This is a genomic window from Corallococcus silvisoli, assembly GCF_009909145.1.
Lineage (GTDB): Bacteria > Myxococcota > Myxococcia > Myxococcales > Myxococcaceae > Corallococcus > Corallococcus silvisoli.
This window is the reverse complement of record NZ_JAAAPJ010000013.1, coordinates 291,709-318,241: the sequence shown is the minus strand read 5'-3', so window position 1 is coordinate 318,241 and position 26,533 is coordinate 291,709. Positions and strand designations below refer to the sequence as shown.

General features: G+C 71.2%; 22 protein-coding genes. 13 read left to right on the top strand and 9 right to left on the bottom strand.

Annotated features, from left to right (window positions below):
* Window positions 1-137 precede the first annotated feature (137 nt).
* Window positions 138-1,541 (top strand): FAD-binding oxidoreductase, encoded by a 1,404-nt coding sequence (locus GTY96_RS26090; RefSeq protein ID WP_161666142.1) that lies wholly within the window; start codon window positions 138-140, stop codon window positions 1,539-1,541.
* Between the two features lie 21 nt (window positions 1,542-1,562).
* Here the strand turns inward: GTY96_RS26090 and dapB are convergent, their stop codons facing one another.
* From dapB to GTY96_RS26065, 5 genes are all read right to left on the bottom strand, one after another.
* Entirely contained in the window at window positions 1,563-2,366 is an 804-nt protein-coding gene (gene dapB / locus GTY96_RS26085) for a 4-hydroxy-tetrahydrodipicolinate reductase (RefSeq protein ID WP_161666141.1), read from the bottom strand.
* Between the two features lie 35 nt (window positions 2,367-2,401).
* On the bottom strand, window positions 2,402-3,655 hold the full coding sequence (serA, locus tag GTY96_RS26080; protein ID WP_143902343.1) for a phosphoglycerate dehydrogenase: 1,254 nt from the start codon (window positions 3,653-3,655) through the stop codon (window positions 2,402-2,404).
* Between the two features lie 11 nt (window positions 3,656-3,666).
* Complete coding sequence (locus tag GTY96_RS38600) at window positions 3,667-5,319, bottom strand: sensor histidine kinase (RefSeq protein WP_161666140.1); 1,653 nt, start codon at window positions 5,317-5,319, stop codon at window positions 3,667-3,669.
* Window positions 5,320-5,515: 196 nt separating this feature from the next.
* Complete coding sequence (locus GTY96_RS26070; RefSeq protein WP_161666139.1) at window positions 5,516-7,150, bottom strand: trypsin-like serine peptidase; 1,635 nt, start codon at window positions 7,148-7,150, stop codon at window positions 5,516-5,518.
* 121 nt (window positions 7,151-7,271) lie between these two features.
* Window positions 7,272-7,649, bottom strand: coding sequence for a SpoIIAA family protein (locus tag GTY96_RS26065; RefSeq protein ID WP_143902337.1), 378 nt, complete (start codon window positions 7,647-7,649; stop codon window positions 7,272-7,274).
* A 202-nt stretch (window positions 7,650-7,851) separates the two neighbouring features.
* On the opposite strand from GTY96_RS26065, the gene GTY96_RS26060 reads away from it, so the two are divergent.
* Both GTY96_RS26060 and GTY96_RS26055 read left to right on the top strand, forming a co-directional pair.
* Window positions 7,852-8,154, top strand: coding sequence for a hypothetical protein (locus GTY96_RS26060; RefSeq protein WP_143902335.1), 303 nt, complete (start codon window positions 7,852-7,854; stop codon window positions 8,152-8,154).
* Window positions 8,155-8,283: 129 nt separating this feature from the next.
* Window positions 8,284-9,312: a class I SAM-dependent methyltransferase gene (locus GTY96_RS26055; RefSeq protein WP_161666138.1), complete on the top strand. Its 1,029-nt coding sequence runs from the start codon at window positions 8,284-8,286 to the stop codon at window positions 9,310-9,312.
* Window positions 9,313-9,319: 7 nt separating this feature from the next.
* Here GTY96_RS26055 and GTY96_RS38375 read toward each other — a convergent pair whose 3' ends face one another.
* Window positions 9,320-14,281, bottom strand: a complete 4,962-nt coding sequence (locus GTY96_RS38375) for an ATP-binding protein (RefSeq protein WP_161666137.1) — start codon at window positions 14,279-14,281, stop codon at window positions 9,320-9,322.
* A 486-nt stretch (window positions 14,282-14,767) separates the two neighbouring features.
* Between GTY96_RS38375 and GTY96_RS26045 the strand changes: the two genes are divergently transcribed.
* Genes GTY96_RS26045 through hppD form a run of 3 tightly spaced genes read left to right on the top strand, consistent with a single transcriptional unit; the run spans window position 14,768 to window position 17,604 of the window.
* Window positions 14,768-15,748, top strand: a complete 981-nt coding sequence (locus GTY96_RS26045; protein WP_143902329.1) for a fumarylacetoacetate hydrolase family protein — start codon at window positions 14,768-14,770, stop codon at window positions 15,746-15,748.
* Complete coding sequence (maiA, locus tag GTY96_RS26040) at window positions 15,745-16,404, top strand: maleylacetoacetate isomerase (protein WP_161666136.1); 660 nt, start codon at window positions 15,745-15,747, stop codon at window positions 16,402-16,404. The genes GTY96_RS26045 and maiA overlap by 4 nt, the downstream gene beginning before the upstream one ends.
* A 36-nt stretch (window positions 16,405-16,440) precedes the next feature.
* Window positions 16,441-17,604, top strand: coding sequence for a 4-hydroxyphenylpyruvate dioxygenase (gene hppD / locus GTY96_RS26035; RefSeq protein ID WP_161666135.1), 1,164 nt, complete (start codon window positions 16,441-16,443; stop codon window positions 17,602-17,604).
* Between the two features lie 90 nt (window positions 17,605-17,694).
* On the opposite strand, the gene GTY96_RS26030 is transcribed toward hppD, so the two are convergent.
* Window positions 17,695-17,994, bottom strand: coding sequence for a hypothetical protein (locus GTY96_RS26030; RefSeq protein ID WP_161666134.1), 300 nt, complete (start codon window positions 17,992-17,994; stop codon window positions 17,695-17,697).
* A gap of 108 nt (window positions 17,995-18,102) precedes the next feature.
* On the opposite strand from GTY96_RS26030, the gene GTY96_RS26025 reads away from it, so the two are divergent.
* From GTY96_RS26025 to GTY96_RS26015, 3 genes are all read left to right on the top strand, one after another.
* Entirely contained in the window at window positions 18,103-18,387 is a 285-nt protein-coding gene (locus tag GTY96_RS26025) for a hypothetical protein (RefSeq protein WP_161666133.1), read from the top strand.
* On the top strand, window positions 18,384-18,614 hold the full coding sequence (locus tag GTY96_RS26020) for a hypothetical protein (protein ID WP_161666132.1): 231 nt from the start codon (window positions 18,384-18,386) through the stop codon (window positions 18,612-18,614). The genes GTY96_RS26025 and GTY96_RS26020 overlap by 4 nt, the downstream gene beginning before the upstream one ends.
* A gap of 286 nt (window positions 18,615-18,900) precedes the next feature.
* The gene (locus GTY96_RS26015) at window positions 18,901-19,173 is read left to right on the top strand and encodes a hypothetical protein (protein ID WP_143902318.1); all 273 of its coding nucleotides are present in this window, start codon (window positions 18,901-18,903) and stop codon (window positions 19,171-19,173) included.
* 431 nt (window positions 19,174-19,604) lie between these two features.
* Here the strand turns inward: GTY96_RS26015 and ygfZ are convergent, their stop codons facing one another.
* On the bottom strand, window positions 19,605-20,684 hold the full coding sequence (gene ygfZ / locus GTY96_RS26010) for a CAF17-like 4Fe-4S cluster assembly/insertion protein YgfZ (protein ID WP_161666131.1): 1,080 nt from the start codon (window positions 20,682-20,684) through the stop codon (window positions 19,605-19,607).
* A gap of 38 nt (window positions 20,685-20,722) precedes the next feature.
* Here ygfZ and GTY96_RS26005 point away from each other — a divergent pair, with 38 nt between their 5' ends.
* From GTY96_RS26005 to GTY96_RS25995, 3 genes are read left to right on the top strand one after another with little or no spacing between them, the layout of a single operon-like run.
* Window positions 20,723-21,049, top strand: a complete 327-nt coding sequence (locus GTY96_RS26005; RefSeq protein ID WP_143902314.1) for a cupin domain-containing protein — start codon at window positions 20,723-20,725, stop codon at window positions 21,047-21,049.
* Entirely contained in the window at window positions 21,046-22,446 is a 1,401-nt protein-coding gene (locus GTY96_RS26000) for a vitamin K epoxide reductase/DsbA family protein (protein ID WP_161666130.1), read from the top strand. Before GTY96_RS26005 ends, GTY96_RS26000 begins: the two co-directional genes overlap by 4 nt.
* Window positions 22,447-22,466: 20 nt before the next feature.
* Window positions 22,467-22,844: a translation initiation factor gene (locus GTY96_RS25995; RefSeq protein ID WP_143902310.1), complete on the top strand. Its 378-nt coding sequence runs from the start codon at window positions 22,467-22,469 to the stop codon at window positions 22,842-22,844.
* Between the two features lie 57 nt (window positions 22,845-22,901).
* Here the strand turns inward: GTY96_RS25995 and GTY96_RS25990 are convergent, their stop codons facing one another.
* Window positions 22,902-23,909 (bottom strand): isocitrate/isopropylmalate dehydrogenase family protein, encoded by a 1,008-nt coding sequence (locus tag GTY96_RS25990; RefSeq protein ID WP_143902308.1) that lies wholly within the window; start codon window positions 23,907-23,909, stop codon window positions 22,902-22,904.
* 373 nt (window positions 23,910-24,282) lie between these two features.
* Between GTY96_RS25990 and GTY96_RS25985 the strand changes: the two genes are divergently transcribed.
* Complete coding sequence (locus GTY96_RS25985; protein ID WP_161666129.1) at window positions 24,283-26,454, top strand: hypothetical protein; 2,172 nt, start codon at window positions 24,283-24,285, stop codon at window positions 26,452-26,454.
* The last annotated feature ends 79 nt before the right edge of the window (window positions 26,455-26,533 follow it).

Sequence of the window (26,533 nt, the reverse complement as noted above, 5' to 3'; positions counted from 1 at the left end):
TCAACTACCTGGCCCTGGTGCAGGTGGCGCTCATCTTCTCCTACCTGCGCCACCTGCATCCATCAGACACGGCCTAGCGGCTCGCCGGCGCACCGCCGGGCTTGTCATGGCGGAGGGGGTGCAATACGTCTGGACCCATGTCCACCGTCGCGCTGCCCGCTGCCTTCCTCGGCGCCATCGCCGAAGCCTTTCCCGCGGACTTCCTCACCCGGGAGCCCGCGGAGCTCCAGGAGTACGGCCGCGACTGGACGCGCGTGTACGCCCCCGCGCCGGGGGCGGTGGTCTTCCCCCGCACCACGGAGGAGGTGGCCCGCTTCGTCGCGCTCTGCCACCAGCACCGCGTCGCGGTGGTGCCCTCCGGCGGGCGCACCGGACTGGCGGGCGGGGCGGTGGCCATGCACGGCGAGGTGGTGCTGTCCCTCAAGCGGATGACCCGCATGGCGCCGGTGGACCTGCTCGGCAACACGGTGTGCGTGCAGGCGGGCGCCGTCACGGAGGCGGTGCACCAGCACTGCGCGCCGCACGGGCTCACGTGGCCGGTGGACTTCGCCTCCAAGGGCAGCAGCACCGTGGGCGGCAACATCGCCACCAACGCGGGCGGCGTGAAGGTCATCCGCTACGGCCTCACCCGGCAGTGGGTGCTGGGGCTCCAGGTGGTGACGGCGGAGGGGCAGGTGCTGGAGCTCAACGGCGCGCTGGAGAAGAACAACACCGGCGTGGACCTGCGCCAGCTCTTCATCGGCAGCGAGGGCACGCTGGGCATCATCACGGAGGCCACCCTCAAGCTGACGCGCCTGCCGGGCAAGCAGGACGTCTTCCTCTTCGCCGTGCCGGACGTGGCCGCCGTGCTGCGGCTGTTCCGCGACGCGCGCCAGGCCCCGCTCGCGCTGTCCGCCTACGAGTTCTTCACCGACAGGTGTCTGGCCCGCGTGCAGCGCCACCGCAAGCTGCGCTCGCCCTTCGAGGCGCCCAGCGGCTGCTACGTGCTCCTGGAGTCCGAGGTCGGGGAGCCGGCGGCGGTGGAGGCGTGGCTGTCCTCCCTCTTCGAGCGCGGGCTCGTCACCGACGGCACCCAGGCGCAGGGCGCGGGGCAGGCCGCGGAGCTGTGGTCGCTGCGCGAGTCCATCAGCGAGAGCCTCTCCGCCACGGGGGTGCTGCACAAGAACGACATCTCCCTGCCGGTGGCGAACCTGGAGGCGTTCTGCGCGGAGCTGGACGCCGTGTTCGCCAGCCGCTACCCGGGCTGGGAGATCTGCCTCTTCGGCCACATTGGCGACGGCAACCTGCACGTGAACGTGATGAAGCCGGACGCGGTGGAGAAGGCGGACTTCTTCGCCCACGCGAAGCAGGCGGACCACGCGATGTTCGACCTCGTGCGCAAGCACGGCGGCAGCATCTCCGCGGAGCACGGCATCGGCCTGCTCAAGAAGGACTACCTGGGCTACACGCGCGCGCCCGGTGAGCTGGAGTTGCTGCGCACCCTCAAGCGCGCCCTGGACCCGGCAGGCATCCTCAACCCGGGGAAGATATTGGACGCCTGAGCGCCCCCCGCGCGCCTCGGGTCACAGGTCGAGGACCGCATCCAGGCCGCGGTGCACGCCGACGAGCGTGGACACCTTGCGGATCGCCAGCAGCGCGCCGTCCACGTAGGGCTTCGCGCTGCTGCCCGAGTTCTGGCGCAGGCTCAGCGTCTGGTCCGGCAGGCCGAAGAGCACCTCCGCGCCAATCACGAAGCCCGGCAGCCGCACGGAGTGCACCTGCGTCCCCGCCAGGGTGGTGCCCCGCGCCTCCCGCGCGCCCAGCGTGTCCTCCAGGGGCACGGCCAGCTCGGGTTGGCGCACCCGGCCCAGCCGCCCCGCCAGCTCGCGCGCGGTGCCGCTGGGGGCGTCCGGCTTGCCCGCGTAGGCGTAGTCGATGATCTCCCAGGTGGGGATGTACTTCGCCGCCAGCTCCGCGAACTTCTGGAGCAGCACCACCGTGAGCGCGAAGTTGCCGCACGCCAGCACGCCCCGCTGGCGCTCTTTCGCGACCGCGTCGACCTGCGCGTAGTCCTCGTCGCTCAGCCCCGACGCGCCCACCACGACGTGCGCCCCGTGCTCCAGCGCGGCGAGGATGTTCGCCTTGGCGCTGTCGGCCCGGGTGTATTCCACGAACACGTCGCAGGCGTGCGCGCTCAGGGCCTCCTTCGCGCTGGCGAACACCGGCGTCACGATGCGGCTGTCGCCCAGCGCGCCGCCCAGCGCCTTGCCGGCGTGACCGCGCGAGACGGCGCTGGTCAGCGACAGGTCCTCGACCGCCGCGATGCCCCGGGCCAGCTCGGAGCCAGCCCATCCCGTGGCCCCGGCGAGGCAGACCTTCAGCGTCATCTCCGGCTCCTTCCCCGGGGAGACCCCCGGCGGCTTCACGACACGATGCGCGTCTTGATGTCCGTCTCCAACCCCGCGATGGCCTCGCACACCTGCCGGGACACGTCCTGGTCCAGGTCCATCACCAGGTAGCCCACGTTGGCGTCGGTGCTCAGCACCTGCGCGTGGATGTTGGCGTTGAGGTCGGACACGATGCGGTTGATGTCACGCAGCACGCCCGGCGTGTTGCGGTGCACGTTGATGATGCGGTGGGTGCCCGGGTTGATGGGCGCCTCCACGTTGGGGAAGTTCACCGCGCCCGTCGTCGCGCCGCCCTTCACGAACTTGAGCAGCGACGTGGACACCTCCTTGCCGATGGACGCCTGCGCCTCCTCCGTGGAGCCGCCGATGTGCGGCGTGAGCACCACGTTGGGCAGCCCCTGCAGCTGCGTCACGAAGCCGTCCGAGTTGCCCTCCGGCTCCTCCGGGTACACGTCCACCGCCGCGCCCCCCAGGTGCTTGGAGCGCAGCGCCTCCGCCAGCGCCGGGATGTCCACCACCGTGCCCCGGCTGGCGTTGATGAGGCACGCGCCCGGCTTCATCGCGGCGAACTGCTCCGCGCCCATCATCAGGTGCGTGGAGGTCAGCGCCGGCACGTGCAGCGTCACGAAGTCCGACTCCGCCAGCAGCTCGTTCAGCGTCGCCACCGACCGCGAGTTGCCCAGGGGCAGCTTCGTCATCACGTCGAAGTAGAGCACGCGCATGCCCAGCGCCTCGGCCAGCACGCCCAGCTGCGAGCCGATGTGCCCATACCCGATGATGCCCAGCGTCTTGCCGCGCACCTCGTGGCTGCCGGTGGCCACCTTGCGCCACTGCCCCGCGTGCACCTCGCGGCTGCGGTCGAAGAGCTGGCGCGTCAGCACCACCACCTCCGCCAGCACCATCTCCGCCACGCTGCGCGTGTTGCTGAACGGCGCGTTGAACACCGGCACGCCGTGCACGCTGGAGGCCAGCAGGTCCACCTGGTTGGTGCCAATGCAGAACGCGCCAATCGCCAGCAGGTCGTCCGCGTGCCGCAGCGACTCCTCCGGCACCGTCGTCTTGCTGCGGATGCCCAGCAGGTGCACGCCCCGCAGCCGCTCCGCCAGGTCCTCCGGCTTGAGCGCCGAGGACAGCCGCTCCACCTGGAACCCCTCCGCCGTCAGCATCTCGTGGGCCGAGGCATGGATGTTCTCCAGCAGCAGGACACGCAGCGGGCCCTCGGTGCTGACCGGACGGCGGGGCGACGGCGGGAAGCGAGGTGTGCTCATGGCGCCTTGCGTTAGACGTGCCTCTCGGGGCTGTCAAGCCTCGGGTGGGCGGAGGGCGTATCCGGCAGGGTGAAGGTGAACGTCGTACCGCGTCCTTCGTCGCTGTCCACCCAGATGCGGCCCCCGTGGGCGGTGACGATACCGCTGGCGATGTAGAGGCCCAGGCCGCTGCCCTGGTGGGCGGTGTCGTGTGCCTGCCAGTGGCGTTGGAAGAGGTGGGCCTGGTCGGCCCGGGAGATGCCGGGGCCGGTGTCCCGCACGCTCACGCGCGCCATGCCCGCGTCGTGCGCGGCGGACACCGTCACGCGGCCTCCGGGCGGGGTGAACTTGAGGGCGTTGCCCAGCAGGTTGGCCAGCACCTGGAGGATGCGGGGCCGGTCGCAGCAGGCGCTCAGCCCCTCGGAGACCTGGAGCTCCAGGCGGATGCCCTTGCCCTGGGCCTGGGGCTCCACCAGGGCCAGCGCCTCCACGGCGAGCCCGTCCAGGAGCTCCCGCTTGAGGTCCATCACCAGGGACTGGCCCGCGTCCAGCCGCGCCGCGTCCAGCAGCCGGCTGATGAGGTCCTGCATGTGGCCCGCGGCCCGGTTGATGGCCGCCACCTGCCGTTGGAGCGCCGCGCCTTCGGGCGGAGCCGGGAGCCGCCGCGCCAGCATGGAGGCCCCCAGCCGCACGGTGGAGAGCGGATTCTTGAGGTCGTGCGACACGACGGCCAGGACGTCCTCGCGCGCGCGGGAGGCCTGCTCCGCCTGCCGGTAGAGCCGCGCGTTCTCCTCGGCGAGCCGGCGCTGGGCGCGTGCGTCCTCCCGCGCCCGCGCCTCCGCGCGCTGCTGTTCGGAGTCCAGGGCGTTGAGCCGGGTGGCCGCGCGCCAGACCACCCAGGCCAGCACGGCCGTCTGGGTCACCCCCAGCAGCGACCACGCCAGGCGGGGCTGGGCGTGCGTGTGGCTCAAGAGCTGGCTCATCCCCACCGTGCCCAGCAGCGGCACCAGCAGCGCGGGCAGCAGCCTCCGGGCCATCAGGCCCCCGGCGCCCGGCCGCAGCAGGTCCGCCACGAAGCCGCGCTCCGGGCGCAGCAGCAGGGCCCCCACCGACAGCATCAACAGGCCAATGGTGGTGTGCAGCGCGACGCCGGTGTCCTGGCCCGCGAACCAGTAGAAGCGGGGCTCCTGGAACGAGTAGGCCACCAGCAGGGTGAACGACGCCAGCAGGGCGCCCAGGGCCAGCGCTGGGGACAGCCACCGGCCCCGCCCCGGCGCGTCCCGGAACAGCAGCGCCAGGCCCAGCAGCAGCAACACCGACGCGGACTGGGGCGAGACGCGCCCTCCCAGCCCCTGGAACACGGCGTCGTCCGGGAGCCAGAGGTAGGTGCTCAGCAGGAAGCCGCTCGACAGCACGACCGCCAAGGCCAGCAGCCTCCCGAACCGGCGCCTCGCTTCCTGGCGCCTGCCCAGCGCCAGCTCCGCGCCCGCGGCGAGCATCAGGCCCAGGGCCGACAGCGGCACCATGGCGGGCAGGTCGTCCCAGAGCTGTGTCAGGGGCACGCTCTCCAGCGCCCAGCCGCAGAGCCCCAGGAACCCCAGGACGAGCGTCAGGCCCGCGGAGATCGCCGCCAGCGTGCGTGCCCGGCGCCAGAGTACCTGCTGTCGCGCGTCCGCTCCTTGCACGCGGTGCCTCGGAAAAAAGGGGCTCGGGGTGGTTGAGCCTTCAAGGTAGGTCGCCGGTGGGCTCCCGACCGCCTCGGGCACCGGCCCCTGGCTGCCTTCTTGGACGGAGCCCGAGGCCCGAAACGACGGGCCCGCCACCTCCCCTGACTCCAGGGAGGGACGGGCCCGGGTACGGCTGGGGGAGACGGGAGGCCGACTACTGGATGGTCCAGGCCGCCGTGCCGCTGCACGCGCTGCTGCCGAAGCAGCCCACGCGAATCTGGTACGTGCCGCCCGCGCCCGTGGGCGCGGTGTAGGCCGCGTGGGACAGCGAGCCGCACGCGTCGTCGTTGAACGTCACCTGCTGGCCCGCGGCGTTGTACAGGCGCACCACCGTGTCGCCCGTGCCGGACGCGCCCGCCACGCCGCAGCTGCCGAAGGACAGCGTCTGGCCCGCGTTGAGGGTCACGTCGCGGTTCGCCGTGCCCTGCGTGGCGTTGGCGGTGTTGCTGACGTTGAAGTCGAAGGAGCCCTGCGTGGCCGTGCCGGCCTGGGCGATGGTCCAGGCCACGGTGCCGCCGCAGGCGCCGTTCTGGTAGCAGCCGGCGCGGACCACGTAGGTGCCCGCGACGGTGGCGGTGTACGTCACCTGGGAGCCGGTGCCGCCGCAAGCGTCGTCGTTGAAGGCGACCTCCGTGCCGGACGGGCCGCGCAGGCGCACGTAGGTGTCACCGGTGAAGGCCGCGCCGGTGATGCCGCAGGTGCCCACGGTGATCTTCTGGCCGGCCGCGAGCGTCACCGCGCCGTCGATGGTGTTGCGCGTGGCGCTGGAGGTGTTGGACGCCTGGAAGTCGTACTTCGTCGCCGGCACCGGCGCGCACAGCCGCGCGCTGGTGGTGCGCGCGCACAGCTCGCTGATGGCCTGGTTCACGTAGATGATGCCCTCGCCGCCGCACGCGGTCTCCTTGCAGACGTTGACCACGTTGCAGCCCGCGCCCGGGCGCGGCACGTAGTCGTCGTCGCCGAACACCAGGATGCCCGCCACGGTGTTGTTCACCGTCTCGTACACGCCGGAGCCGGAGTTGCCCCCGAAGGTGTCCGTCGTGGCGATGAAGTAGTCCTTATACGCGGCGTTGTTCGTGCGCACGGAGCCGCCCGAGTCGATCTTGAACGGGATGCCGCTGCCGCTGCCGATGACGGCCACGTTCTGGCCCACCGCCAGCGCGTCGTTGCCCGGCCGGATGGGGGCGGGCGTGAAGCGCGGCGCGGCGGGACGGTCCAGCTTGATGATGGCGAAGTCCACGTAGCGGTCGCCGCTCTCCACCAGCTTGCGCGCCACGATGCTCTTGCAGGAGAAGATGTCCGCGCTGGTGATGTTCTCCAGCACGCCATCCGCCGTCTTGTAGAACTTGAAGACGAAGCGCGTGTCCGCGCAGTCCGCCGCGGTCTCCACGCAGTGGCCCGCGGTCAGCACCAGGTCATCGTCGATGAGCGTGCCCGAGCACCAGGCCGGCGCCGGGTCGTCCCGGAAGCGCTGGTCGGTGCACAGGTTCTCGTAGTCATCCAGCGTCGTGCCGTCCAGGATGACGTGGTTCGGGTCCGAGGCGTCGATGGACTCCGGGTACATCAGGGCCACCGTGGACTGCCGCGCGCGGTCCTGCAGCGCCGCGCTGGGGTGCTCATAGACGTCCTTGCGGTCGTCGTTGCCGTAGACCACCGGCGCGGACGCCTCGGACAGCTGAGGCTCCTCGGGCGCGCCCGGCTGGGTGGCCGGCCCGCAGGCCAGGGCGGTGAGGGTACAGAACAGGGTGCCAAGCAGCTTCGCTCGGAAGGCAGGGGCGGACACGGACATGCGGGGTGACTCCTGACGGGTACGGCGACAGACACAGCGAAGGAATGGGGTGTTACTGGAAGACGAAGGCGGACCCGGGCGGTCGCAGGGCGGGGCCCCTGCCGGGGGACTTCAGGGGAGGTCAGTCGGCGTCGGGGGCCTCGAGCCAGCTGAGCGCCTCGGCGCGCGACTCGAAGGTCTTGGCGGGGATGGTGAGGCCGGCGTTCTTGGTCATGCGCCACGCCTGCAGGCCGCTGCCGGGGTCGCTGACCACGCGCGCGGAGCGCTTCATGCCGCGCTGCTGGGCGTAGGCGTTCAGCCGCGCCATCTCCCCCACCACCGTGGAGGGCATCACCCGCAGCCGGGACTGGTCCACCAGCGCGGACCACTCCGCGCCGCCCCGGGCCGTGATGTCCTTCTTCAGCTGGTCGACGTACTCGGTCACGTCCTTCGGGGTCACTTCCGACGGATAGATGATCTCGATGATGTCGTGGGGCAGGTGGGCGATTTCAATCTTCATGCGCGGCTTGCGGCTCTCTCCAGGCGGGGCGCGCCATCCTAGCCGCAGTGCCTGTCGTCGGATACCGGACGCCCGCATTCCCTTCCCGCCAGGGCCAGGGATTGTCAGACCTTGCTGGTAGAACCGTCCCTGCCAGCCCGACCGGACCCGGTGCGTAACGACTCACGCCCCGGTGGAACCGCGGTTGGCCAAGGGGGAAGTCATGAGAACCACGCTGTATGTCCTGGGCGCCGTGCTGGGCGCGGCCTCGGGTCCGCCGCCGGCGCTGTTCGCGGCGGGCGGAACACCGTCACTGGAAACCCGGCCAGAGGACGGGGGCACCGGCACGCCGCCGCGCCGCCCGCCCGACGCGCCGGACGCGGGCCACCGCACCCGCTCCACGGAGGCGCAGATGCACCCGTGCGAGCTCATCACCGTCGTGGCGGTGCCCTGCGATCCGGCGCGCGCCACCTGCGAGTACACGTATTGGGAGTGCCCGGAGACCGCCCGCCCGCTCAGGGTTTGAGTGGGGCGCCGGCGGGGCGCGTGCGTGGCCCCGCCGGGCCCCCGCCCGGCTGGCTGGGGGCGGGCCTGGCGAGGTGCGGGGGCGCGGGAAGTGGATGCCCCCCGCTCCCGGGTTGTCAGGATGATGTCCATGCGCCAGCCCATCCTGTCGGTCCACGGCGCGGCTCTCCCGGTCGCGCCCGAAACCAACGACCTCGTCCTGGTGAATCCGCCCCGGGACGAGGTCCCCCCAGAAGCGGTGTTCGTCGAGGCCCAGGAGTGGCTGGACGCGCTGCACGCGCGGATGGTGCAGGGGCCGGACGACACCCTGCACCACGGCATGACGGCCCTGCACGGGGGCCTCATCGCGCGGCGCAGGCAGTGGAGCCCGGAGGTGTGGAAGCGCTTCTGCCAGGAGCTGGCGCGCAAGCACCCGATGCGGCCCTTCCTGCACCAGTGCCCCTTCACGCGGCACGCCTTCGAACGGCCGCGCGGCTACGCGGGGGACGCGGCGCTCATCGACTACCTCTACATGGACCGCGCGGCGGACGAGCTGCACGCGGGCCGCGAAATCTACCGGTACATGCACGGGCAGCCCAGCGCGCGCAGCGTGCGCGAGCGCCGGGAGCTGCTCGCGCGGATGATGGACGAGACCGCGGCGCGCCGGCCCGACGGGCGCGTGCTGTCGGTGGCGTGCGGGCACCTGCGGGAGGCGGAGCAGTCGCGCGCGGTGGCGGAGCGCCGGCTCCAGGAGCTCATCGCGTTCGACCAGGACCCGGTCAGCCTGGCGGAGATTTCACGCCTGCACCCGGACGGCGTCGTGCGGCCGGTGTGCGGCTCCGTGCGCGCGCTGCTCGCGGGCAAGGCGACGTTCCACGACCTGGACTTCGCGTACTCGGCCGGGCTGTACGACTACCTGTCGGACTCCGTGGCCAGCCGCCTCACCGCGCTGCTCTTCCAGATGCTGCGGTCGGAGGGGCGGCTGCTGGTGGCCAACTTCGCGGTGCACCCGCCGGAGACCGGCTACATGGAGGCCTTCATGGACTGGTGGCTCACCTACCGGGACGAGGACGGCATGCGCGGCCTGCTGTCGGAGACGCCGCTGGCGCAGGTCTCCAACGTGCGGCTGTTCCGCGACTCGCAGGACAACGTCATCTACCTGGAAGTGACGCGGCGCTAGCCGGCCGTCAGTGCACGGGGGCGCCGGAGCGGGGCAGCGTGACGGTGAAGGTGGAGCCCTGCTCCGGGGTGCTCTTCACGTCGATGGTGCCGCCCAGCGCCTGGACGACCTCGCGGACGATCCACAGCCCCAGCCCGAAGCCGCCGTAGTGGCGCACGGACACCGCGCGCTCGAAGCGCCCGAAGATGCGCGCCCGGTCCTCCTCCGCGATGCCGATGCCGTGGTCGCGCACCTCCAGCCGCACGCTGGACGCGTCCCCCTCCAGCGTCACCTCCACGGGCCTGCCCGCGCCGTACTTCATCGCGTTGGTCAGGAGGTTGCCCACCACCTGCTCCAGCCGGAGCGCGTCCCAGTGGCCCATGAGGCGCGGCGCGTTGACGTGGAAGCGCAGCTCGCACTCGGCGCGGGAGAGGGACTCGCGGCTGCGCTCCAGCTGGGCGCGCACCAGCGCCACCAGGTCCACGGCGTCGCGCTGGATGTGCAGTTGGCCCTGCGCGATGCGGGAGATGTCCAGCAGGTCGTTGACCAGCCTGCCCAGCCGCTGCGTCTGGGCGTAGGCGGACTCCAGCTTCGCGGTCAGCCTCTCCGGGGCCAGGGGCGCGCCCTTCGCCTTGGCCTGGAGCCCCTGGATGTGCAGCTGCAAGGAGGTGAGCGGCGTCTTCAGCTCGTGCGCGGCGATGGAGAGGAAGTCGTCGCGGCGGCGCACCGCCTCCTGCTCCTCGCGATAGAGGCGGCCCTGCTCCTCGGAGAGGGCGGCCACGCGCTCGAAGTTCTCTGTGTTCTCCAGCGCCGCGCCCGCGAGCACCGTCACGAAGGACGCCAGCCGCTCCTCGTCCTCGCCGAACAGCGCGCCCACCTTGCGGTGGCTGGCCACCAGGCACGCCACGGTCTTGCCGCGCACCTGCACCGGCGCGCACAGCAGGGAGCGCACGCCCAACAGCTCCAGGCTCTCGCTGATGCCGCCGGGCAGGCCCTGGCCCAGGACGGTGATGCCCCCCGTCTCCAGCGCGCGGGCGAGCGCGGTGCGGCCGAGGCCCTGCTGCTTCGCGTCCTCCTCCGACACCACCGTGCGCGGGTCCACCACCGCGCAGCGCTCCGCGCGCAGCAGCTCCAGCATGGACTGGCGCGCGGTCTCGAAGACGGCCTCGCGCGACAGGGCGGACGCGAGCCTGCGCCCCACCTCCAGCACGCGCGGGAAGCGATCCGCCAGCGACAGCGTCCCCACGCCGGCCACCGCTGATTCCGCCTCCGGGTGCAGGCCTTCCTCCATGGCGGCCAGCTCGCGCGTGGCCGCCTCCAGGTCGCGCGCGGCGTCGGGCCAGCCCTGGGCCTGGCCCACCTCGCCCCGGGCCTGGAGGCTCAGCGCGCGCTCCTGGCGCATCTGGAGCAGCTCGGCCACGCGCAGGGATTCATCCAGGTGTCCGCGGGCCCGCGCCGGGTGGCCGCGCAGCGCGCACAGCAGGCCTCGCTCGCGCAGGGCGTGGGGCAGGTTGTTGCGGTAGGTGCGCGCCACGGCGTGGGCCCGCTTCGCCGCGGCCTCCGCCGCGTCCAGGAGCGCGTCGCGCCGCCTCGGGTTCAGGGGGCTGGCCTGCTGCGCCAGCCGCCGTCGCGCGGTGGCGAGCCACGGCGTGATGGGCGCCACGTACTCCTGGCGCAGGTGCGCCTCCTCCACCAGGTGCTCGGCGCGCTCCAGCACCTCCGCGGCGCGCGCCGGCTCCTCCTCGCGCAGCAGGCGCAGGGCCTCCGCCTGGAGCACGCCCGCGAAGGACTGCGGGTCGGTGGCGGTGGGCGCCGCCAGCTCCGTCTCCAGCAGCGCCGAGGGGATGCGGCCCCCGGTGGACTTGACCCACGCCTCCAGGCCCAGGCGCAGCGAGTACCGGTCCCCCAACTCCAGCGCCGCCGCGTGCAGCTTCTGGCTCACCGCCGCGGCCTCCTTCAGCCGGCCCAGGCGGTAGAGCGACATGGCGATCTGGAAGGTGGCGTTGTTCACCTCCCACGGGTCGCCGGTGCGCTCCAGCAGGCGCACCGCCTCGCGGCACTTCTCGATGCACTCGCGGAAGCGCGACGAGGCGTAGAGGGCCAGGCCGTAGAAGTGCAGCGACTGGCCCTGGCCCCACACGTCGCCCTGCTGCTGGCGCAGGGCCAGTGACTTCTCCGCGTACGCATACGCGCGCTGGAACCAGGGCAGGGTGGTGAGCGCGGGCGAGTGCGCGGAGTACGCCTGCGCCAGCTCCGGCGTGGGCGGGTAGCGCTCCGCCAGGTTCATGTCGCGCAGGTGGGCCCACAGCACCGCGGCGCGGCCCCGCTGGTACCAGTAGCCGTACGCGAGCCGGCTGTAGAGGTTGATCGCCAGCAGGTCCTCCTCTCCGCGCGCGAGCGACTTGCGGCCCAGCCACAGGCGCGGCGCGATGGTGTGCGCGGCCTGGGTGAGGATCTCCCACGCGGCGCTCGCGCCGGTGGTGAGCGCATCGGGTGGCACCCAGCGGCCCAGCAGCTTCAGGCCCTGCTCCAGGTACGCGTTCGCCTGCACCGTCTGGCCGCGCTTGAAGGCGAGCTCGCCCAGGTGGCCCAGCGTGCGGCCCTGGTCCAGCCGGTCGCCCGCCAACCGCTGCGCGGCCTCCAGCTGCCGCTGCGCCTCGTCGTAGCGGCCGCGCATCATCAGCGCGGTGCCCAGCCCGGACGCGATGCGGTAGCGGGTGGGGGTGTCCGCGCCCGCCGCGCCGCGCTCCGCGATGCGGTAGTTGAGCTCCGCGGTGTCCAGGGAGAAGCGCTGGCGCGCCTGCTCCGCGGCCACCAGCGCGTAGGGCAGGGCCAGCGCGGGCTCTCCCGCCGCGTCGAAGTGGTAGGCCAGCTCGAAGGGGTCCGTGGGCGAGGCCTGCTGGGCTGCGCGGGCGGCCAGCCGGTGCAGCTCCCGGCGCTCCTCGGGGGAGAGCAGGTCCAGCAGCGCCTCTCGCAGCTTGTCGTGCACGAAGGTGGAGCGCGTGCCCTGCGTCCACAGCATGTGCCGCCGGCGCGGGGGCTCCAGGGCGGTGTGGACGGCCTCCGGCGGCGTGCCGGACAGGGCCGCCACCGCCCGGGCGTCGAACGCCTTGCCCAGCACCGCGCCCACGCTGAGCACGTGCAGGGACTCCGGCGGCAGGAGGCGCAGGCGCCGCACGAGGAAGGTGGCCGCCTGTCGCGAGGAGCGCGCGTGCGCCATCGCCTCCGGCTGCACCCGCCAGCCCTCCGGTCCGGGGATGAGGACGCCGTCCTCCACCAGCCCGTGCAGCACCGCGGACGCCATGAACGGGTTGCCCTCCGCCAGCCGCGTCACCAGCTCCAGGGCCTCCAGGGGCAGCACGCCGGCCATGGACTCCGCCAGCCGCGCCACCTCGTCCGCGCCGAGGGTGGACAGCTTGAGGTGCGCGCCCGGCGTCAGCCGCCGCAGCACGTGGCCGGCGTGGAGGTCCTCGCTGCGAAAGGACACGATGAGCAGCACGCGCCCCTCGCCGGTGCGCCGGCCCTGGGACCACGCCTCCAGCGCGCGCAGGGTGAGGGCGTCCGCCCACTGGCAATCCTCCAGCACCACCACCGCGGGCGCGTCCGGCGTGCCCAGCGCGTGGAGCAGCGCGGTGAGGCTCCAGACGCTGCGGCTCTCACTCAGCGACTCCGGCCCCAGGGCCTTCGACTGGGGCGCCAGCGCGCCGGGGAGCAGCACCTCCTTGAGCGGGGGCAGCACCGCGCACAGGCCGGCCTCCTGTCCCGCGAGCCGCTCGCGCAACAGCGCGCCCAGCGCGGGCTGCTCGCGCGCCGTCGCGGCGATGCCCTCCGCCACGCCCGCGAAGAGCTGGAAGGGCCTCCGCGCGGCCTGGTCCTGCGACTGCCCGTGCAGCACCCACGCGCGCTGGCCCGCGGCGCGCGCGGAGAACTCCTCCAGGAGCCGGCTCTTGCCCCCGCCGGACTCGCCCTCCACCACCACCGCGCGGGCGCCTCCTTCCCTCGCGTGTGACAGCGCTCGCTCCAGCGTCGCCAGCTCCTCGCGGCGGCCCACGAAAGATGGCTCGGTGAGGCTCTGGCGGTGGTCGTACGCGCCGGTGACGAGCGCGGGCTCCGCCTCGCCCCGCGACAGCGCGTCCTCCAGCGCGTCCAGGTCCGCGAGCGCGGCCTCCGCGGACTGGTAGCGGTCGCGCGGATCCGTCTGGCTCAGCCGCCCGATGAGCTCCTCCAGCGCGAGCGGCACCTCCACGCCCACCGGCCTCAGGCGCGGATGCGCGGTGAGGTGCAGGCGCAGCACCTCGCCCACCGACGCGCCCTCCAGCGCGGGGCGGCCCGACAGCGCCTCGAAGAGCACCAGGCCCACCGCGTACAGGTCCGACGGGGCCCCCACGGGCCGGTTGAGGAGCCCCGCCTGCTCCGGCGACAGGTAGCGCGCGGTGCCCACGGGCAGCTCGCGCAGGGAGGGATCCAACCGTTCGCTGCGCGACAGCCCGAAGTCGATGAGCCACGCGGCGGACAGCGGCGTGTCGCGCACCAGGATGTTGGAGGGCTTCACGTCGCGGTGCAGGACGCCCCCGCGGTGCGCCTCCGCGAGCGCCCCCAGCAGGCGCTGGCCCAGGGTGATGGCCTCCGGCAGCGACAGGGGACCGCGCCGCAGCCGCGCCTCCAGGGGCTCACCCTCGATCCAGGGCGTGACGAGGTAGAGCAGGTCGTCGCTGGTGCCCAGGTCTCGCACGGGCACGAGCGCGGGCGCGCGCAGCCGCGACAGCACCTCCGCCTCGTGCTCCAGGCGGTGGCGGGCGGTGGGGACGAAGGCGGACAGGGAGGTGACCTTCACGGCCACGCGCTCGCGGGTGCGCAGGTCCAGCCCCTGCCAGGTGGAGATGCCCCGGCCGGTCTTCACCCGCTGGCGCAGCTCGTAGCGGTTGCCCAGCCGCTGGCCCGGGCGTGGCTCCCCAGGGGTGTCGCCGGCCTGTTGGAAGCCTTGCGCCATGCCGTACCCTCGCGAGCCCTCCACCCTGCCGCTCCCACGCGGCGCGGTCGGCCGGACGTCCCTTTCCACAAGCTGGGTTGCCGCCTGGGTCACCGCCAGGGGCCGCGCCCCATGCCCCGCGGGTGCTGCTTGGGATTTGAACAGTCGGAGCGTCCGCGCTTCGCCGCGGTCTTCCCCAGGGCCCCTGGTCCGTTCGTGGAGCAGCCAGCCTGCCGAGGCCTCGCTCTCCGTGCGGGCGTCAAGCGCGCACCCGGGCCTTCATGGACATCGTGGTTTTCCACCACGGCGGCCGTGAGGAAGTCCGCGCTCCGGTCGCGCGCCGACAGCCGCGCGAATGCGAGCGGCCAGCAGCGTTGCTGGAGGGAAACGGAATGCCGCGCCGCGTTCAATGGGCGCGCTTGACTCGCCTGAGGGCCCGGCGGAAAAGCCGATGGGTTCAGGCGGTCTCCGCTTCCTCCCCCTACAGACCGCCGAGGGAGCCCGGAATTGAAGCTCGCGACGCTCAAGGACGGAACCCGCGATGGGCGGCTCATCGTCGTCAAGCGGGACAACTCCGCTTACGCGCTGGCCACCAACGTGGCCCTCACGCTGCAAGCGGCGCTGGATGACTGGGACGCGAAGGAGCCGCAGCTGCGCGCCCTGGCGCAGCAGCTGGAGGCGGGCACGGTGCAGAGCCGCCCCCTGGACGTGAAGGCGCTCCACGCCCCGCTGCCGCGCGCCTACGAATGGGTGGACGGCAGCGCGTACATCAACCACGTGGTGCTGGTGCGCAAGGCGCGCAACGCGGAGCCGCCCGCCACGCTGCGCACGGATCCGCTGGTGTATCAGGGCGGCTCTGGCGACTTCCTGGCGCCCACCCAGGACATCCCCCTGCGCGACGAGGCGTGGGGCTTGGACTTCGAGAGCGAGGTCTGCGTCATCCTGGGGGACACGCCCATGGGCACGCAGGCCGCGGACGCGGGCCGGTACATCAAGCTGGTGATGATCGCCAACGACGTGTCCCTGCGGAACCTCATCCCGGAGGAGCTGGCCAAGGGCTTCGGCTTCTTCCAGAGCAAGCCCGCCACCGCCTTCGGTCCCTTCGCGCTGACGCCGGACGAGCTGGGCGCGGCGTGGCGGGACGGCCGGGTGCACCTGCGCATGCGCAGCACGCTCAACGGCCAGCTGGTGGGTGACACGGACGCGGGCCCGGAGATGCACTTCTCCTTCCTGGACCTCATCCAGCACCTGACGCGCACGCGCGCCTTCACCGCGGGCACCGTGCTGGGCAGCGGCACGGTGTCCAACGCGGACCGGGAGCGGGGCATCTCCTGCCTCGCGGAGCGCCGGATGATTGAAACCATCGACTCGGGCCAGCCCAGGACGCCCTTCATGAAACCCGGGGACACCATCGAGATCGAGATGCGGGATGGTGACGGGCACAGCCTCTTCGGCCGCATCTCCCAGACGGTGGTGAAGGCGCCATGAGAAACCTGCGGCTGCACAGCTATTGGCGCTCGTCCGCGTCCTGGCGCGCGCGCATCGCGCTGAACTGGAAGGGCCTCCCCTTCGAATACGTCGCGGTGCACCTGCTCAAGGATGGCGGGCAGCAGTTCTCGGACGCCTACCGCGCCCTCAACCCCATGGCCCGCGTCCCCTCCCTGGAGTGGACGGAAGCGGACGGGCAGGCGCGCACGCTCTCCGAGTCCATGGCCATCCTGGAATACCTGGAAGAGCGCGTGCCCTCGCCTGCCCTCCTGCCCGCGGATGCGTACCTGCGCGCGAAGGCGCGGATGCTGGCGGAGATGGTGAACGCGGGGATGCAGCCCCTGCAGAACACGTCGGTGACGCTGCGTGTCAGGGACGTGTTGAAGAGCGACGAGAAGGCCTGGGCGGCGCACTGGAACGCGCACGGGCTGACGGCCCTGGAGGCGGCGGTGCAGGCGACGGTGGGGCGTTATTGTGTGGGGGACGCAGTGTCGTTCGCGGACGTCCTGCTGGTTCCCCAGCTCTACGGGGCCCGCCGCTTCGGTGTAGATCTGAAGCCCTATCCCACGCTGCTGCGCATCGAGGCGGCGTGCAACGAACTTCCCGCCTTCCAGGCGGCGCAGCCAGACCGGCAGCCCGACGCGCAGCCGGTGTAGTCCCCACCATCTTCTTCATCACGAGGAGTCAGCGACATGGGCAAGCAGGAATCGCTGGGCATCAAGGCCCTGGAGAGCATCCACTGGTACGTGCACGACCTGGAGCGCAGCCGCCAGTTCTACACGAAGGGCTTGGACTTCGCGGAGGTGGCGGTGTCCGGGCCGGAGCTGGACGCGCACGGCAAGCAGAAGTCGGCGCTGTTCCAGGCGGGGGAGATCGCGGTGGTGGTGAGCCAGCCGGTGGGCGAGGGCGGCCGGGCGTGGCGTTACCTGCGCAAGCACCCGGACGGGGTGGGGACGCTGAACTTCGAAGTGGAGGACGTGGAGAAGACGTTCAAGCTGCTGGAGTCGCGCGGCGCCACGTTCATCACGGACATCCAGCGCTTCACGGACCCCGCGGGCGGCAAGCTGGCGTTCTTCTCCATCACCACGCCGTTCGGTGACACGACGTTCCGCTTCCTGCAGCGGGACAACTACAAGTCCATCTACCCGGGCTTCCAGGTGCACGCGCAGCCCAAGGGTGGCCAGAACAAGTACGGCTTTGGCCGGGTGGACCACGTCACGTCGAACTTCCAGACGATGAAGCCGATGCTCCTGTGGATGGAGCACGTGATGGGCTTCGAGGCGTTCTGGCACATCGAGTTCCACACCGAGGACGTGGCGTCGCAGCAGAAGCGGGACCACGGCAGCGGCCTGAAGTCGGAGGTGATGTGGGACCCGAAGAGCGGGGTGAAGTTCGCGAACAACGAGCCCTACCGCCCGTTCTTCAAGGCCAGCCAGATCAACCTCTTCAACGAGGACCACCGCGGTGACGGCGTGCAGCACCTGGCCATCACGGTGAAGGACATCCTGACGTCGGTGAAGGACATGCGGGCGAACGCGGGCATCCAGTTCATGCCCACGCCGGGCTCGTACTACGACGCGCTGCCGGACCGCATCCAGCGCATGGGCATCAAGAAGATCGACGAGGACATCAGCGTCCTGCGCGACCTGGAGGTGCTCATCGACGGGGACAAGGAGCGCAGCTACCTGCTCCAGATCTTCATGAAGGACGCGGCGAGCCTCTACAAGCAGGCGGACGCGGGCCCGTTCTTCTACGAAATCATCCAGCGCAAGGGCGACCAGGGCTTTGGCGGCGGCAACTTCCGCGCCCTGTTCGAGAGCATCGAGCGCGCGCAGAAGGCGGAAGGGCGCGTCTAGCCTCGCGCCTCGCGTCGCGGGGGGCTGTCCTCCCGCGACGCATGCGGGCCTGCGGGCCATGGGTCGCGCTCGGGCTGCCCTGGACCCCTGCTAGGGCGCGTAGGGCGCGCATACCTCCAGGGGCATGAGCCACTTGGCGAACTGGGTCCTGACGCCTTTCCGGCCGACTTGGCGATTACAAACCAGACAAATCTCCATGCCCACCTGCGTCGCATAGGTGGCATCGCTGTAGTATTGGACGTTGAAAGTGGCAGTGCAGAGGTCCAGCGCGTCCTCACGCGTCGAGAGTGGGGTTTCCTCCCCCATGTCCGCGTCCTGGTCCGCTTCGACGCCGCCACAGACCGCCAGCGGTTCCAACGACAGAAGTCCGCAGATGATGTGCTTTTGCATGTTTTGTCTTGGTCGGATTTTGTGAGTTGCTACTCTGTCTCGCTTGTGTCTGGGAACTCATCCAGTACCCATCCTCTCAAGAGGGCTTGGGTCGTCTAGGCTCTCCCCATGCGAATGCTCTTGCCGCTGCTGCTGGCGGGCCTGATGGGGTCGGGATGTCAGACCGCTGAGAAGCGGCCGAAGGCGCTGGACTGCGGCGCCACCTACGTCGCCTGTGGCTGCGGCTGCTGCGGAGGGACGGAGCCGAAGGTGACCTGCCTGTCGTGCGCGAACGGCGACGACCTCCAGGCGCTCATTGAAGCGGACCAGAAGGCGGCGAAGGATCCGCAGTGCGCCACCGCGGGCTGCTCTCCCGGGACGAAGTACGTCTACTGCGACGCCAATCCCGGATGAACCTCATCGAACCCGTCATCCTCACGGGCGCCGTGGTCGGAGGCGCGATGGGCGCGGTGTGGGGCTTCGCGTCTGGAGTCGGGTGGGCGGTGGGCGGCCTGCTGGCGGGTGTCGTGTTGGGCGCTCTGACGGGTCCGTTGCTGCTGCTCCTCCTCGCGGGGGTGTTCTCGCTGGTGGAGCGGGGACGTCGCCGGGCACGCGAGGCCCCACCGGAGAAGCCTCGTTGACGGCGCCTTGGTATCCTGGCTCCTCATGACATCGCCAGAGCAGCCCCGGGACTGGGAGGAGCTGGAGCGCAAGGTTGCGCTGAGGGAGCCACTTCCCGACACGGTGCTTTGTCCGCGCTGTGGTGCACCGCTCCAGATTCAATACACCCTCCATTCAGGACGGACCTCTGTCGGCATCCAGTGCGATGGATGTTCGGACGCTGTCCGGCTCTGTCGCATTACCGCCAGCGAGGTCGACGCCCCGACGCTCCGAGAGCCTCCGGCGCACGGGGCCCGCCTGCTGCTGGTGGTCGAGCAGTCCTTCGCCATCGAGCGGCGTGGACTCCTCGTTGTTCCCGACGTGGACCTGGGGGAGCGGTCGCAGGTGTCGCTCCACGTGGCGTTGCGGAGGCCAGAGGGTGGCGTGCTGCATGCCGACGCATTGGCTCAGGTCCCGCTTCTTTCGGGCGGGGCCCGGGTGCGGCATGTTCATCACGTGCTCTGCTTCCAGACGCTGTCGAAGCAGGATGTGCCCTTGGGCACGGAGGTCTGGCTGCTCGGGGAAGCGGAGGGCTCTTGATGGCTTCGGCCGGTGCATCAGGCTGAGCTATGTTTGAGTCGCCTATGCGAGATATCTTTAGCGTGCTTGATGAGGCTCGGAAATATCCGGAGCTGGTTTCTGCTGTGGATAATTCTCGGCGCGGTGATCAGCTGCGAAGCCTGGAGAGTTTTCTGCGTGGCTATTCCATGGCGTTGAGCGATCAGGGGGTGCAAGGGATTGTTGCTGATTTCACTCAGCAGTTCGCGAGGTATCTCTACCGGACGCAAGGGTGGAGTGCGGCCTGTGGCCCGGTTTCCGCTGTCCTCAGGTCCACGAAAACCGAGGAGGAGGCGTGGGAGGTGTTTTGGAGGATGATGGATGGGTTTCGTGAGTCATTGTCGGTGCGGTAGACAATGACCGCGACGCGCCCGGGCCTGTTCCTCCCTGGGCGGTCGCTGCGAAGTCCCGCCCTACGGCGTGGCGATGAAGGGCAGGGCGGCCACGGTGACGGTGCCCGCGTCCCCCGCCAGCGTCAGCTCCGTGCCCGGCTCCAGTGAGTCGCGGTGCACGTACCCCAGCGCCACCCGCTGGCCCTTCACCGGCGAGCGCACCACGCTCGTCACCCAACCCACCTTCTTCTCCCCCCGGCGCAGCTCCGTGCCGGGCGCCACGTCCGCCTCGCCCAGGAGCAGCCCCGCGAGCTTCCGGTTCATGTGCCCCCGGAAGGTGGCCCGGGCGATGACCTCCTGCCCGATGTAGCAACCCTTGTTGTACGCGATGGCGTTCGTGAGGTTCGCCTCCAGCGGAATGGTGGTGTCCACCATGTCCTGCCCGTAGCGCGGCACCCCCGCCTCCACCCGCACCAGCTCCAGCGCGTCGAACCCCAGCGGCTTCAGCCCGTGCGCCTCGCCCGCCTGTGCGAGCGCCGTCCACACCGCCTCCAACCCTGCGCGCGGCACCAGCACGTCCACCCCGGACAGCCCGCCCGGCAGCGCCGTCCCCACCAGCCACACATCCTGCCCCGCCACCGTCGCCCGGCGGCTCGAGAGCGGCGCCGGCGGCTCCAGGGGGCCCCCCGGGACAGCGGCCAGCACCTGGGCCGTCCGGGGACCGAGCAGCTTGAGCCAGCCCAGCTCCGGGGTGCCGTCGTGCAGCTCCGCGTCCTCGGAGATGAGGTACTTGTCCAGGAACTCCCGCACCTTGGCGCCCAGGCCGGGCTCCAGGTCCAACAGGAGGTCGTCCGCCCGCTTGAGGATGCGCGCGTCCCCCACCATGGCGCCCTTCACCGTGATGAAGGCGGCGTAGGCGGCCGAGCCCACCGGGAGGTTCTTCACCTCCTGGGTCACCATGCCGTGAAGGAAGGAGGCGCGATCCTCCCCAGTTATCCGGAGGATTTCGCGGTAGGACGCATCGTGGAGTGCCACGGCGTCGCGCGCCGCGCCATACTCCGCGCCCACGTCTCCATACCCGGCCACCACTTCACGGCCACCCACCGGAATGAAGCGGGCACCCGCCTGCTCGTGAACAAAATGCAGCGTCAGCGGTTCCATGCCCGTCGCTATATAGAGGCGCAGGAGCGAATGCCACGATGGATGTGAAGCAGCTTGCGGCCTTCCAGGGCTTCTCCCCCGAGAAGCTCCAGAAGCACTCCGTCTTCCAGTCCGGTCGCTTCTTCCTCGACGTCTACTGCCTGGCCCCGGGCCAGGCGCAGAAGCCCCACCGGCATGCCACGTCCGACAAGGTATACCTCGTGCTGGAGGGAAGCTGCCGCTTCCGCATCGGCGACGAGGAAGCCACGCATGGCGCCGGTGCCACCCTCTTCGCCCCGGCGGGCTCCGAACACGGCGTCGTCAATGACGGCCCGGACAACGCCCGCCTCCTCGTCTTGATGACCCCGCCTCCGGAGCACGCATGAGCAAGAAGGCCCCGACCCCGGCCCCCGTCCCCACCCGTGGCGCACTCGCGCTGCTGGTCCTGGGCATCCTCACCAGCGCTCTCGCCGTGTACCAATGGGTGGAGCTGCTCACGCTGCGCGCCGGCGGCTCCACCAGCTGCGGCATCAGCGAGCACGTCAACTGCGAGACCGTCTGGAACTCCGACTTCGCCAGCGCCGTGCACGACACGCTGGGCGTCCCCATCGCCGGCCTGGGGCTGGTGTGGGGGCTGACCGCCGTGGGGCTCGCCGCGCTGTACCTCGCGTGGGCCAAGGCGGGCCGCACCGTGCGTCCCGCCGCCAACGGCCTGCGCCTGCTGGCGCTCGCGGGCGTGGGGTCCGTGGCCGTCTTCGCCATCGTCAGCGCCCGCCTGGGCGTGGTGTGCCCCACCTGCATGGGGACCTACGCGCTGGTGCTGGCCTTCGCGGGCGTCGCGTGGCGTGGCCTGCCCGGCGCCCTGCTGCCCCAGGCGGGTGAGTGGGGCGACACGCTCAAGTGGACCGTGGGCCTCGCCATCGTCGCCTTCGTCGCCATGCAGATGCCCGGCCGGGCCACCCCTCACGCGCCGAAGGCGGGCGCCTTCCTGCCGCCCGTGGCGTCCACTCCGGCGACGTCGCCGGGCACCTCCAGCCCGGACGTGCCGTCCGCGCCCCCGCCGCCGGCCACGCTGGAGGCGTTCCTCGCCAGCCTCCCGCCGGATCAGCTGCAGTTCATCTCGGACGTGCTCGCCATGTACCGGGCCGCCACGCCGAAGATCGCCGCCTACTCGCCGCGCACGCTCTTCGGTCCCGCGGACGCGCCGGTGAAGGTGCTGGAGTGGACCGACAGCAAGTGCCCCCACTGCAAGGCGCTGGTGGAGGAGCTGGCCCTCATCAAGAAGCACGCCCCCGCGGGCATGCTGTCCGTGGAGGCACGCCAGTTCCCCCTGGATGGCCAGTGCAACCCGGCCATCCCCAACCGCGGGCCGGACGCGCTCAGCGTGCGCTGCGCCGCCGCTCGCGCCACGGTGTGCCTGGAGGGCGCGAAGGACTTCTGGACGCTGCGCGAGAAGCTGTTCGCCGCGCAGGCCTTCCTGGACACCGACAAGGTGATGGAGATCGCCAGCTCCGGCTCCGTGGCGCGCCCGCAGCTGGAGGCGTGCATGTCCGCGCCGGAGACCATCGGCAAGCTGCGCCAGGACGTCGAGTACGCCCTGAAGTACAACATCCAGGGCACGCCGCTGGTGCTGGTGAACGGCCGGGAGGTGCCCCCGTCCGCGGCGTTCATCTACGCGATGGTGCTGGCGGCCGGAAACACCAACGCCCCCGCCTTCGCCACCCTGCCGCCCCCCCGCGCGCGCGGCGCGGGCAACGGCCACGAGGGCCACGCCCACCCGTAAGGGAGGGGGCGCCGCACGCCATGGGCAAGCGCGACAAGAAGGAGGAGGCCCCGCCGCCGGGGCCCTTCAACAACCCCTTCGCCGCCCTGTCCGCGCAGCGCGAGGCGCTGCCCGCGGGGCCGCCTCCGCCGCCTCCCCGGGAGAGGCCCGAACCCAAGGGCCCCGCGCGCGCCGTGGTGCGCATGGAGCGCAAGGGCCGGGGCGGCAAGGAGGTGACGGTGGTGGAGCAGCTGGGGCTGCCCGCGGCCCAGCTCGACACCTGGCTCAAGGCGCTCAAGGGCGGCCTGGGCTGCGGCGGCGTGGTGGAGGAGGACGCGCTGGTGTTGCAGGGCGACCAGCGCGAACGGCTCCCCGCGCTCCTGGAAGCGCGGGGCGTCCGCAAGGTCATCGTCGGCTGACGGCGCCGGTGGGACGTCCCGGGTGGAGGGCCTCCACCCGGGGAACCGCCGCCAGGACTACAGCGCGGCGATGATGGCGTCGGTGAACTCGCGCGTGGTGGCGCTGCCGCCCAGGTCGCCGGTGCGCACCTTCACGTCGCCGCCGTAGACCTTCTGGATGGCGCCGGACATGCGGCGGGCCTCTTCCTTCAGGTCCAGCCACTCCAGCATCATCACCGCGGACATCATCAGCGCGGTGGGGTTCGCGATGCCCTTGCCCGCGATGTCCGGGGCGGTGCCGTGCACGGCCTCGAAGACGGCGGTGCGCTCGCCGATGTTGGCGCCCGGCACCATGCCCAGGCCGCCCACCAGGCCCGCGCACAGGTCGCTGACGATGTCGCCGTACAGGTTCTCCAGCACCATCACGTCGAAGCGGGTCGGGTCCTTCACCAGCTGCATGCAGAGGTTGTCGACGATGACCTCGTCGTAGGCGATCTCAGGGAACTCGCGGCCGACCTTGCGGCAGCAGTCCAGGAAGAGGCCGTCCGACAGCTTCATGATGTTCGCCTTGTGGATGGCGGACACCTTCTTGCGGCCGTTCTTCTTGGCGTACTCGAAGGCGAAGCGCGCGATGCGCGTGGAGGCCTTCTCCGTGATGATCTTCAGGGACTCCACGACGCCCGGCACGATGATGTGCTCCAGGCCGGCGTACAGGTCCTCGGTGTTCTCACGCACCACCACCACGTCCACGTTCTCGTAGCGCGTCTTGACGTTGGGGACGCTCTTCACCGGGCGCAGGGAGGAGTACAGGTCCAGCCGCTTGCGCAGGCCCACGTTCGCGGACGGCAGGCCGCCGCCCACCACGGTGCCGGTGGGGCCCTTGAGGGCCACGCCGCTGCGGAGGACCGCCTCCACCGTCTCGTGGGGGAGGTTGGTGCCGAACTTGGCCACGACCTCCGCGCCCGCGTCCTTGAACTCGAACTCCAGGGGGACCTTGAGGGCTTCGAGGACGCGAATGGTGGCCGCCGAGACTTCCGGGCCAATGCCGTCGCCGTTGATGACCGTCACAGTGCGCGTGTTCGCCATGGGGGCGGTTCACACCACAAATCCGGGGGGGCCGGAAGGACGAAAGCGGCCCGGCTTCACCCAAGGGCATGGCCCCCATCAGCCCGGGGGCCCCTCTCCCCTGGCCGCCAGGCGGGCGGGGAGGGGTAGGACGTGCTCCCCCTCGCGTGAAACACGGCTCGCCGCCGGGGGCATCCCGGGCTGGCGGTGTCTGGATGTCTGTCGTTGCCTCGCGAGCAACGCGTGTGATGCCTCGTGTGGTCTGGGCGTCCTCATCGCCTGACTGCGTCCTCTCTGGAGCGCGCGCCGGGAAGGCTCGGCACGCCACGTGCTCAGGGGCTCCCGCGACCGGCGGGCCGTCCTGGCCCGTCGCACTCCCCAGGATGAGGTTTCCATGAGCTTGCGCAGAACTCCCTTCCGGCTGCCGCGCCCCGTGCGGTGGGCCGTGTTGTCCACCGTGACGCTGGCGGCGCCCCAGGCGCTGGCGGCCGACTGCCCCCAGCCGACGCTGACCCAGTGCACCGACGTGGACTACCGCGCCTCCGAGTGCGGCAAGGTCAACGACGGGTCCTGCCAGGGGTTGCTGGAGTCGGAGTGGAAGGCCCGCTACGAGGTAGCGCCCAAGCGCAACGCGCTCGTGCCCGACAGCATGGGCGGCGGCGTGGAGCAGGTGGCGGTGCAGGACGACCCCGTCACCGACACGCTCTTCTCCGGCTCGGATGAGACGGTGCTGGGGCAGGTGCAGCGCGGCCAGGTGCTGGCGCGCAAGGGTTACAAGAACCTCACCAAGGCGGAGCAGGCGTACAACAAGCAGCGCGAGGAGTGGGACGGCAACGGCATCGTGGCGCGCTCGTGCCAGGAGTACGTGCACGAGAAGTACTACGACTACAGCCGCTTCGAGCAGGACGCGGGCGCGTTCGGCGACAACTTCCGCGCGGTGTTCGACTTCGCCTACGGCTCCAAGGGCATCGCGGAGCGCACGCTGTACAGCAAGGACGGCCAGAAGCTGGCGCCCCTCTGGGACGGCAAGACGCGCGTGGAGAAGAACGCGTACTTCCGCTTCGTGCCGGGGGCGTACCCCAAGGGCACCAAGGCCTACTCCTTCTCGTCGGAGGCGGCGAAGAAGGCGAACAACGTGGAGGCCCGCCAGGCGGTGCTGCCGTCGGACGCGTGGCACCAGGCCATGAGCAAGTCGCTCGCCAAGGTGGCGGACGACGTGCTCAACGAGTCGCAGCAGCGGCAGGAGACCTTCGTGGCCCTGCTCACGCAGCGCGAGGCCGTCTACCTCGGGTGGCAGCGCGCGGCGGAGGCGCTGCGTGGCCGCGACCTCAGCACGGCGGAGCTGGACGTGAAGGCCGCCGAGCGCCTGTACGGCCTGGACCAGGCCCTGGAGGAGTCGCTGGTGAAGGCGGACGCGGAGGGGTGCCTCGTCGCGGACAGGGTGACGGCGTGTGACTGGAGCCCGCGCCGTTACAAGGCGATGGTGGACGCGGTCATGGTGCCCCGCCGTGAGTTGAACCTGGGCCAGTGCCTGACGGCGACCGGCAACGACTTCGGCGCGGAGAGCTTCATCCGCAACGCGGACCGGCTGAAGATCAAGGGGCTGGAGCTGAAGGACTACACGGTGAGCCCCGTCGCGATGACCACCTACCTCAAGGCGCTGCTGGAATACCTGGCGACGCTTCAGGAGCCGGTGCAGCCCGCGACGATGACCAAGCGCCGTTCGAAGGACTTCTCCGCGAGCGGCTACTCGGGCGACAACCGCTTCGGTGGCGGCTATTCGTTCCGGGCCGGCTGGGAGCTCACCACGCCCGGCACCGCGTTCAATGGCAACTGGTGTGACACCAACGCCAGCATCTTCAGCGAGCTGAACATCTACGCCAACGTGTTCAGCTCCGTGCGCAAGGAAGTGGCGCACCTGGAGGGCCGCGCCTCCACGGAGACCTCCTCCATCCGTGCGCAGCTGAGCGCGCGCCTGTTTGGCTATTCCGTCTACACGTTCGACCGCTCCTACCCGGCGCGCTTCACCTTCATTGAGAACAAGCCCATCGTGGAGAAGGACGCGGCCAAGGTGTCCGCCACGTTCATGGTGTGGATCATCCCCGTCACCGTCACGGGCGGCATGTCCGTGGAGGTGGGCCTCCACGCGTCGCTGGGTGGGGCGCTCGGCCGTGACTGCACGCGCAACCTCATCACGCTGGACCTGATTGGCGACGTGGGGCCGTACACCGCCGCGAACGGCTTCGCGTCCGTGGCCATCGGCGTCCCGGGCTTCCAGGTGGGCGTGCGCGGCCAGGTGCTCCTCGTGCGCTTCGACCTGCCGTTGCAGGGCCGCATCGGCGTCGCGCTGAGCTCTCCCACGCACCCGACGAACCCCAACACGCTGTTCCTCACCCTGGGGAGCAGCCTGGACATGACGCTGCGCACGCTGGATGGGCGGATCGCCGTCTTCGTGGAGGCGCTCTTCATCAAGGCGGAGCTGCCCATCGTGTCCTGGACGGGCTTCGGCACCACCACCCGCCTCTTCAACGACCAGTACGCCCTGCCGCTCGCGCAGCTGTACTAGCCGCACCCGCAGGACCCCGGGGCCGCCTCCCACGGCCCCGGGCGTGGTTCCCCTTTCTTCCCGACTGATTCGCTGGAGT

Excerpts from the sequence above, each read along its gene's own strand:
- GTY96_RS26090 (WP_161666142.1), top strand. The coding sequence starts at position 138 with ATGTCCACCGTCGCGCTGCCCGCTGCCTTCCTCGGCGCCATCGCCGAA.
- dapB (WP_161666141.1), bottom strand. The coding sequence starts at position 2,366 with ATGACGCTGAAGGTCTGCCTCGCCGGGGCCACGGGATGGGCTGGCTCC.
- serA (WP_143902343.1), bottom strand. The coding sequence starts at position 3,655 with ATGAGCACACCTCGCTTCCCGCCGTCGCCCCGCCGTCCGGTCAGCACC.
- GTY96_RS26070 (WP_161666139.1), bottom strand. The coding sequence starts at position 7,150 with ATGTCCGTGTCCGCCCCTGCCTTCCGAGCGAAGCTGCTTGGCACCCTG.
- GTY96_RS26065 (WP_143902337.1), bottom strand. The coding sequence starts at position 7,649 with ATGAAGATTGAAATCGCCCACCTGCCCCACGACATCATCGAGATCATC.
- GTY96_RS26060 (WP_143902335.1), top strand. The coding sequence starts at position 7,852 with ATGAGAACCACGCTGTATGTCCTGGGCGCCGTGCTGGGCGCGGCCTCG.
- GTY96_RS26055 (WP_161666138.1), top strand. The coding sequence starts at position 8,284 with ATGCGCCAGCCCATCCTGTCGGTCCACGGCGCGGCTCTCCCGGTCGCG.
- GTY96_RS38375 (WP_161666137.1), bottom strand. The coding sequence starts at position 14,281 with ATGGCGCAAGGCTTCCAACAGGCCGGCGACACCCCTGGGGAGCCACGC.
- maiA (WP_161666136.1), top strand. The coding sequence starts at position 15,745 with ATGAGAAACCTGCGGCTGCACAGCTATTGGCGCTCGTCCGCGTCCTGG.
- hppD (WP_161666135.1), top strand. The coding sequence starts at position 16,441 with ATGGGCAAGCAGGAATCGCTGGGCATCAAGGCCCTGGAGAGCATCCAC.
- GTY96_RS26030 (WP_161666134.1), bottom strand. The coding sequence starts at position 17,994 with ATGCAAAAGCACATCATCTGCGGACTTCTGTCGTTGGAACCGCTGGCG.
- GTY96_RS26025 (WP_161666133.1), top strand. The coding sequence starts at position 18,103 with ATGCGAATGCTCTTGCCGCTGCTGCTGGCGGGCCTGATGGGGTCGGGA.
- GTY96_RS26020 (WP_161666132.1), top strand. The coding sequence starts at position 18,384 with ATGAACCTCATCGAACCCGTCATCCTCACGGGCGCCGTGGTCGGAGGC.
- ygfZ (WP_161666131.1), bottom strand. The coding sequence starts at position 20,684 with ATGGAACCGCTGACGCTGCATTTTGTTCACGAGCAGGCGGGTGCCCGC.
- GTY96_RS26005 (WP_143902314.1), top strand. The coding sequence starts at position 20,723 with ATGGATGTGAAGCAGCTTGCGGCCTTCCAGGGCTTCTCCCCCGAGAAG.
- GTY96_RS26000 (WP_161666130.1), top strand. The coding sequence starts at position 21,046 with ATGAGCAAGAAGGCCCCGACCCCGGCCCCCGTCCCCACCCGTGGCGCA.
- GTY96_RS25995 (WP_143902310.1), top strand. The coding sequence starts at position 22,467 with ATGGGCAAGCGCGACAAGAAGGAGGAGGCCCCGCCGCCGGGGCCCTTC.
- GTY96_RS25990 (WP_143902308.1), bottom strand. The coding sequence starts at position 23,909 with ATGGCGAACACGCGCACTGTGACGGTCATCAACGGCGACGGCATTGGC.
- GTY96_RS25985 (WP_161666129.1), top strand. The coding sequence starts at position 24,283 with ATGAGCTTGCGCAGAACTCCCTTCCGGCTGCCGCGCCCCGTGCGGTGG.